General features: G+C 68.8%; 5 protein-coding genes. All 5 read left to right on the forward strand.

What is annotated here, in order from left to right:
• Nucleotides 1-454: 454 nt before the first annotated feature.
• Nucleotides 455-751 (forward strand): acyl carrier protein, encoded by a 297-nt coding sequence (locus Q4I23_RS28800; protein WP_014198153.1) that lies wholly within the window; start codon nt 455-457, stop codon nt 749-751.
• 64 nt (nt 752-815) lie between these two features.
• Complete coding sequence (locus Q4I23_RS28805; protein WP_498528481.1) at nt 816-2,375, forward strand: class I adenylate-forming enzyme family protein; 1,560 nt, start codon at nt 816-818, stop codon at nt 2,373-2,375.
• 54 nt (nt 2,376-2,429) lie between these two features.
• On the forward strand, nt 2,430-4,448 hold the full coding sequence (asnB, locus tag Q4I23_RS28810) for an asparagine synthase (glutamine-hydrolyzing) (RefSeq protein WP_498528482.1): 2,019 nt from the start codon (nt 2,430-2,432) through the stop codon (nt 4,446-4,448).
• Between the two features lie 93 nt (nt 4,449-4,541).
• A complete protein-coding gene (nadE, locus tag Q4I23_RS28815) occupies nt 4,542-5,549 on the forward strand; it encodes an NAD(+) synthase (RefSeq protein ID WP_137141467.1) in 1,008 nt (335 codons plus the stop codon).
• A 38-nt stretch (nt 5,550-5,587) separates the two neighbouring features.
• Complete coding sequence (locus Q4I23_RS28820) at nt 5,588-6,652, forward strand: GNAT family N-acetyltransferase (protein ID WP_498528483.1); 1,065 nt, start codon at nt 5,588-5,590, stop codon at nt 6,650-6,652.
• The last annotated feature ends 211 nt before the right edge of the window (nt 6,653-6,863 follow it).

The following is a 6,863-nucleotide window of genomic DNA, read 5'->3' on the forward strand; positions in this document are numbered from 1 at the left end:
GGAGGGAGATGTCTGCGAAAGCGGCGGCAATTCCCTCCCCCGCCCAGCGGGGGAGGGCTAGGGTGGGGGCTCGTACGCCCGCCCCTCAGCAACCATGACGAGAGCGATAGGCCTGCCTACGCCGCAAGTCAGAGAGGGCTCTCCAAGAGTACGAGAAGGTATTCCCTGCTCAATTGCAATGACCCTGAGTGGTTAGCCACTGTCTTCACCGTCCGATCGTCCTTTGCACTCTCGAAAACACCGCATTCGAATGCAATAAAGAATGACGTACTCGGCGGCGTTGCCGAAGCCTCTCTGCAAAGAACGGGAAATGCCTTTCCCAATCCCACGCAACGAGGCGGTAACACCGAAAGGAACGGAACGGCCCCTTTGGAGTAACTCCCAACGAGGTCGACCACCGTCCCGAACTGCCGGCCAAGGATCGACGATCAAACCCACAGGAGTTGCCAGCGACATGCGGACCGCCATCACCACCGAGACGACGACCCTGAGCGCACCCGCCACCCAGGAAATCCGCGCCTTCATCGTGGAGAACTTCCTGCTCGGCAGCGACTCCGGCTTCGACAACGCCGAATCCCTGCTGGAGACCGGCATCATCGACTCCACCGGCATCATGCACGTCGTGGCCTTCCTGGAAGAGCACTTCGGCATCATCGTCGAGGACGAGGACATGGTGGCCGACAACCTCGAGTCGGTCAGCCGCATCGCCGCCTACGTCGAGCGCAAGCGGACCCTGAAGGACGCGGCCTGATCCGTCCGCCAGGACGGAACGGACCATCGGGACAGTCACCGAAGCCAGGCAAGGGAACAGCGTCATGGCGCACCTGCTTCATCAGTTCCTCAGCGAAACCGCCGCAAGGCGGCCTCACCACACCGCGCTGATCGCGGGGGAGAACGCCGTCACCTTCGCCGAGCTGGACCGCCAGAGCGACGCCGTCGCCTGCGCGCTCCAGTCCGCCGGGGTGGTGCGCGGCGACCGTGTGGCGGTCATGCTGGAGAACTCGATCGAGTATGTCGCGGGCCTGTTCGGCGCGCTGAAGGCCGGGGCCGTCTACGTCCCCGTCAACCCGTCCACCAAGGCGGACAAGCTGGCCTACATCCTGACCGACGCCGGCGTGCGGGCGCTCATCGCGCCCTCCGCGCTCGCCCGGCAGGTTGTGCCGGCGGCTGGCGAGGCACCTCACCTCGCCACCACGCTGTGGGTTGGGCCCGCCGTGCCGGCCGGGGCCGGCGGGCTCTCCTTCACGGACATCGTGGCCACCCACCCGGACCCCCAGTCCGGTGGCGCCAAGCCGCAGAACCGCGGCCTGATCGACCAGGATCTGGCCGCCATCCTTTACACCTCGGGAACCACCGGGCGGCCCAAGGGCGTGATGCTCAGCCACGCCGCGCTGGTGAACACCACCTGGTCGATCTCCACCTATCTGGAGAACACGCCCGACGACGTCGTGATGTGCGTCCTGCCGCTGACCTTCGGGTACGGCCTGTCGCAGATCCTGACCGGGGCGCGGGTCGGCTTCACGGTGGTTCTGGAACGCTCCTTCGCCTTCCCCGCGGAAACGCTGGCGCGCATGGTGAAGCACCGCATCACCGGCCTGCCCGGCGTGCCGACCTTCTTCTCCACCCTTCTCGGGATGGAGGCGCTGAAGACCGCCGACCTCTCCTCCCTGCGCTACCTGACCAACGCGGCGGCCCCGCTGCCGACCGCCCACATCGACCGCCTGCGCGAGCGCTTCCCGGATGCCGCCTTCTACTCGATGTACGGCATGACGGAATGCTGCACCCGCATCTGCTACCTCGACCCGCGGGACCTCGGCACCAAGACCGCCTCGGTGGGCCGGGCCATCCCCAACTGCGAAGCCTATGTGGTGGATGAGCTGGGCAACCGCGCCGCCCCCGGCGAGGTCGGCGAGCTGGTGGTCCGCGGCGCCAACGTGATGCGCGGCTACTGGAACCGCCCGGAGGAAACCGCCAAGCGCCTGCGCAGCGGGCCGCAGGGCGAGACTCTGCTCTACACCGGCGACCTCTTCACCATGGACGCCGACGGCTGCCTCTACTTCGTCAGCCGCAAGGACGACGTGTTCAAGTGCCGCGGCGAGAAGGTCAGCCCCAAGGAGGTCGAGAACGCCCTCTACGAGCTGGAGGCCGTGGTCGAGGCCGCCGTCCTCGGCGTGCCCGACCCCGCCGACGGCATGGCGGTGAAGGCCTATCTGGTCGTCCGTCCCGGCGCCACCCTGACCGAGATGGCGATCCGCCAGCACTGCCGGGGCCGTCTGGAAAGCCATCTGGTGCCCAAATTCATCGAGATCCGCGACGAGTTGCCGAAGACCGAGTCCGGCAAGATCAAGCGCGCGATGCTCGCCGAAACCGCCTGACCCTTTTCCGCCGATCCCTTTCCCGCCGGATCAAGACACACAGGAGAGCGTGCGATGTGTGGTGTCGCCGGAGTTCTCGCCGGGCCGCGTGCCGAGCCCGCCGGACTCGACGAACTGAAGCGCATGATCGCCATGATCGGGCACCGCGGCCCGGACGGCTACGGCTTCTACCGCGACGGGCGGATCGGGCTCGCCCATGCGCGCCTCAGCATCGTCGGCTTGGCCGGCGGCTTCCAGCCGATCCACAACGAGGAGCGGACGCTGTGGATCACCTTCAACGGCGAGATCTTCAACCACGTCGAGCTGCGGCGTGACCTGGAGGCGCGCGGGCACCGCTTCTACACCCGCACCGACACCGAGGTGATCGTCCATGCCTTCGAGGAATACGGCCCCGCCGCCTGGGCCAAGCTGAACGGCCAGTTCTCCATCGGCCTGTGGGACGCGGTGAAGCGCGAGCTGTGGCTGGTCCGCGACCGGCTGGGCATCCTGCCGCTGTTCTACGCCCGCAGCGGCGACCATCTCGCCTTCGCGTCGGAGGCCAAGGCCCTGTTCGGCGGCGGGCGGATCGAGCCGCGCTTCGACGCCGCCCGCCTCGCCCAGGTCTTCACCCACTGGAGCGTCGCCCCCCAGGGCAGCGTCTTCGCCGGGGTGCAGAGCGTGCCGCCGGCCACCGCCATCCGCATCGACGCCGACCTGCGCCTGCACGAGGCCCGCTACTGGGAGCCGGACATGGCCGGCGATCCCGCCCTGTCCGGCATCTCGCTGGACGAGGCGGCGGACCGGCTGGAGGAGAAGCTGCTCGACGCCATCCGCCTGCGGCTGCGCGCCGACGTGCCGGTGGGCGTCTACATCAGCGGCGGGCTGGACAGCTCGGTGATCGCGGCGCTGGCCCGCAAGCTCGACACCACGCAGATGCACAGCTTTGGCGTGCGCTTCGCCGACAACGCCTTCGACGAGACGCCGCAGCAGCGGCTGGTCGCCGGCCATGTCGGGACGGAGCATCATGACATTCTCTGCACGGCGGAGGACATCCAGGCCGCCCTGCCCGACGTGATCTGGCACGGCGAATCGCCGCTGGTCCGCACCGCCCCGGCGCCGCTCTTCCTGCTCTCCCGCCTCGTCCGCGACAGCGGCATCCGCGTCGTGCTGTCCGGCGAGGGCGCCGACGAGTGGCTGGCCGGCTACGACATCTTCAAGGAGGACAAGGTCCGCCGCTTCTGGGCGCGGCAGCCGCACTCCACGGCGCGCCCGAAGCTGCTCAGCCGCATCCATCCCTACGCGGCCACCAGCGGCCAGAAGGACAGCCCGCTCTGGCAGGCCTTCTGGAAGCGCGGCATGACGGAAACGGACGATCCCTTCTACGCCCACCGCATCCGCTGGCAGAACACCGCCTGGACCCAGCGCCTGCTGGCCCCGGACGTGCGTTCCACCGCCAACGCGCAGGCCTTCGACGAGGCCGTCGCCGCCCATCTGCCCGCCAGCTGGTCGCGCTGGAGCCCGCTCGCCCGCACCCAGTGGACGGAGATCGCCGCCTTCATGTCGCCCTACCTGCTGACCAGCCAGGGCGACCGGGTGGCGATGGCCAACAGCATCGAGGTCCGCTATCCCTTCCTCGACCCGGAGGTGGACGACCTCTGCGCCGCCCTGCCCGACCGGGTCAAGATGCTGGGGCTGCGCGACAAGCTGGCGCTGCGCCGCGTCGCCTCGCGCCTGCTGCCGGCGGAGATCTTCCACCGCCCGAAGCGCCCCTACCGCGCCCCGATGACCACCGCCCTCTTCGGCGCCCAGGCCCCGGCCTATGTCCGGGACCTGTTGTCCGAGGAGTCGCTGAACCGCTACGGGCTGGTCGACGCCGCCGGCGTCGCCGCGCTGGCCGCCAAGGCCCACCGCACCGACGGCCGCATGGCCGGCGAGCGCGAGGAGATGGCCCTGGTCGGCGTGCTCACCCTCCAGATGCTCGCCCGGAATGTGCTGGACGAGCTGCCGGGCCGGGCCTCGACGCTCCGCGCCCGCTTGGACGCCGCGCCCATCCACATTCTCGAAGAGCATTTGGACAGCGCCGCTGCCGCCTGACCCGGCGGACCGGCGCGGTCCCCAAGGCACAGTCCTTTTCACAGTCCCCTTCTCACAGTCGATGCAACAACGCCAACCGGGAAAACCGACACCATGCTGAACGCCCTGCATCCCTTCGACGCCAACGCCCTCTCGCTCGACTGCGCGGCCGCGGCCCGGGAGATCGAACAGTTCATCCAGCGCACCGTCGCCCACGACCTGAAGCGCCAGGGCATCGTGCTCGGCGTGTCCGGCGGCATCGACAGCTCGGTCTGCGCGGCGTTGGCCGTTCGCGCGCTGGGGCCGGAGCGCGTCCTGGCCATCCTGATGCCGGAGAAGGAATCCTCGCCCGACAGCACCCGCCGGGGCCGGTTGCTCTGCGAGAGCCTAGGCATCGAGCCGATCATGGAGAACCTTACCGCTCCGCTGACCGCGCTCGGCTGCTACGACCGCCGCGACAGCGCCATCCGCCGCCTGTTCCCGGAATACGGTCCGGGCTGGAAGCAGAAGATCGGTCTGGCCGCCGGCCTGCTCGACGCCGACCGCGTCAACTACTTCACCATGACGGTGGAATCGCCGGAGGGCGACCGCCAGACCAGCCGCATGCCGGTGGACGTCTACCTGTCGGTGGTCGCCGCCACCAACCTGAAGCAGCGCGTCCGCAAGACCATGGAATACACCCACGCCGACCGGCTGAACTACGCGGTCCTCGGGACGCCGAACCGGCTGGAGTATGAGCTGGGCTTCTTCGTGCGCGGCGGCGACGGTCTGGCCGACCTCAAGCCGATCGCCCATCTGTTCAAGACCCAGGTCTACCAGATGGCCGCCTATCTCGGCCTGCCCGACGACATCCAGAGCCAGTCACCGAGCACCGACACCTACACCCTGCCGCAGTCGCAGGAGGAGTTCTACTACGCCATCCCCTACGACAAGCTGGACCTGGCGCTCTGCGCCTACGGCCGCGGCGTGCCGGAGGACGAGGCGGCCCGCGCCCTCAACCTGTCGGTCGAACAGGTCCGCCGCGTCTACAAGGACATCGTCCTGAAGCGCCGCACGTCGGGCCGCATCCTGCGGAACGCTGCGCTGGTGCAGCCGGTCGAGGTGGATGGGAGCGACGCATGACCGCAATGCCCTGGCTTCAGCGGGGTGTGGAACGGTTCATGTCCGAGGATCGCGTCGCGCTGGAGTCCTTCCAGCGCGACCACTTCGGCGCGGACTCCCCGCTGCTGGACGACACCCATTTCAATTGGCTGTTCGAGGAGCCGCCGACCCCCGATCCGGAGGGGATGCAGCTCTGGGTCTGCAAGCGGAACGGGGGGATCGTCGGCCAGCAGGCGGGCATTCCCTTCGCGCTGAAGGTGGGGCAGCGGGTGCGCCGCGCCTCCTGGGCGATCGACCTGATGGTCGCCCCGGAATGGCGGCTGCGCGGCGTCGGGCCGGGCCTGTCGGAGACCCACGCCGCCGCCAGCGAGGTGAGCGTCTCCTTGTCGATGACCGACGCCGCCTACAAATCCTACAAGCGGGCGGGCTGGCTGGATTTGGGAAACATCCCGACCTACCTGCGCGTCATCGATCCGCCGCGCTGCCTGCGCGTCAGCCCTTACGGCGGCGGACTGGCCCGCCTGGTGGCGCGGCTGGGCAAGCCGGCGATGAACGCCGCTTCGCTGGTCGGCCACGCGGCCGCCCGGACCTTCGGCGCCCGGCTGGTCGAGGTCGACCGCTTCGACGAGCGGATGGACGGCCTGTGGGAGGCCGCGGCCCCGCAGCATCTGTGCGCCGCCCGGCGCGACCACGCCTATCTCCAGTGGCGCTTCGACAAGATCCCGAACGCGGCGCGGCACCGCCGCTTCCTCGTCATGCGCCGCGACACGGTGATGGCCTATGTGGTGCTGCGGGTGGACCGCTGGCGCGGCGAGAGCGTCGGGGTGGTCTGCGATTATCTGGCCCGTCCGGGCTGGCTGATGCCCGCCTTCGCCCTGCTGGTCGAGCGCGCCCGGCGGGACCGGCTGGCCGCCCTGGTCTGCCGCACGCTGAACGCGCAGGCCGCCCGTCCCCTGTCGATGATGGGCTTCCTCTGCCTAAAAAACGGTCTGCGCCAGCCGACCCGGATGATGGCCCGCCCCGCGGCCGACCGTCCGGAGCTGACCCCGCTGATCGGTGACCCGAAGAACTGGCTCGTCACCGCCGCCGACAGCGACATGGGTTTCAAGGATCTCGGCGAGTAGTCGATTTTGCAAAAACGAAAAGGGCGCCCGCAGCAATGCGGGCGCCCTTTTCGTCCGGGTCGTTCGTAAAGTCGAGAATGTGAGGATGCATCTTCTGAGCGCATGAGCGGTTTGCCGCTGCACGCGACGTTCATGAAGGATCAAGCCGATCGAGCGATTAGTAAGGCTCAGCTTCAGGCGTTGCCGCCCGTCCACATGCCTCCTATCGACG

Source organism: Azospirillum sp. UFLA03-27, from assembly GCF_059803775.1.

Excerpts from the sequence above, each read along its gene's own strand:
- Q4I23_RS28800 (WP_014198153.1), top strand. The coding sequence starts at position 455 with ATGCGGACCGCCATCACCACCGAGACGACGACCCTGAGCGCACCCGCC.
- Q4I23_RS28805 (WP_498528481.1), top strand. The coding sequence starts at position 816 with ATGGCGCACCTGCTTCATCAGTTCCTCAGCGAAACCGCCGCAAGGCGG.
- asnB (WP_498528482.1), top strand. The coding sequence starts at position 2,430 with ATGTGTGGTGTCGCCGGAGTTCTCGCCGGGCCGCGTGCCGAGCCCGCC.
- nadE (WP_137141467.1), top strand. The coding sequence starts at position 4,542 with ATGCTGAACGCCCTGCATCCCTTCGACGCCAACGCCCTCTCGCTCGAC.
- Q4I23_RS28820 (WP_498528483.1), top strand. The coding sequence starts at position 5,588 with ATGTCCGAGGATCGCGTCGCGCTGGAGTCCTTCCAGCGCGACCACTTC.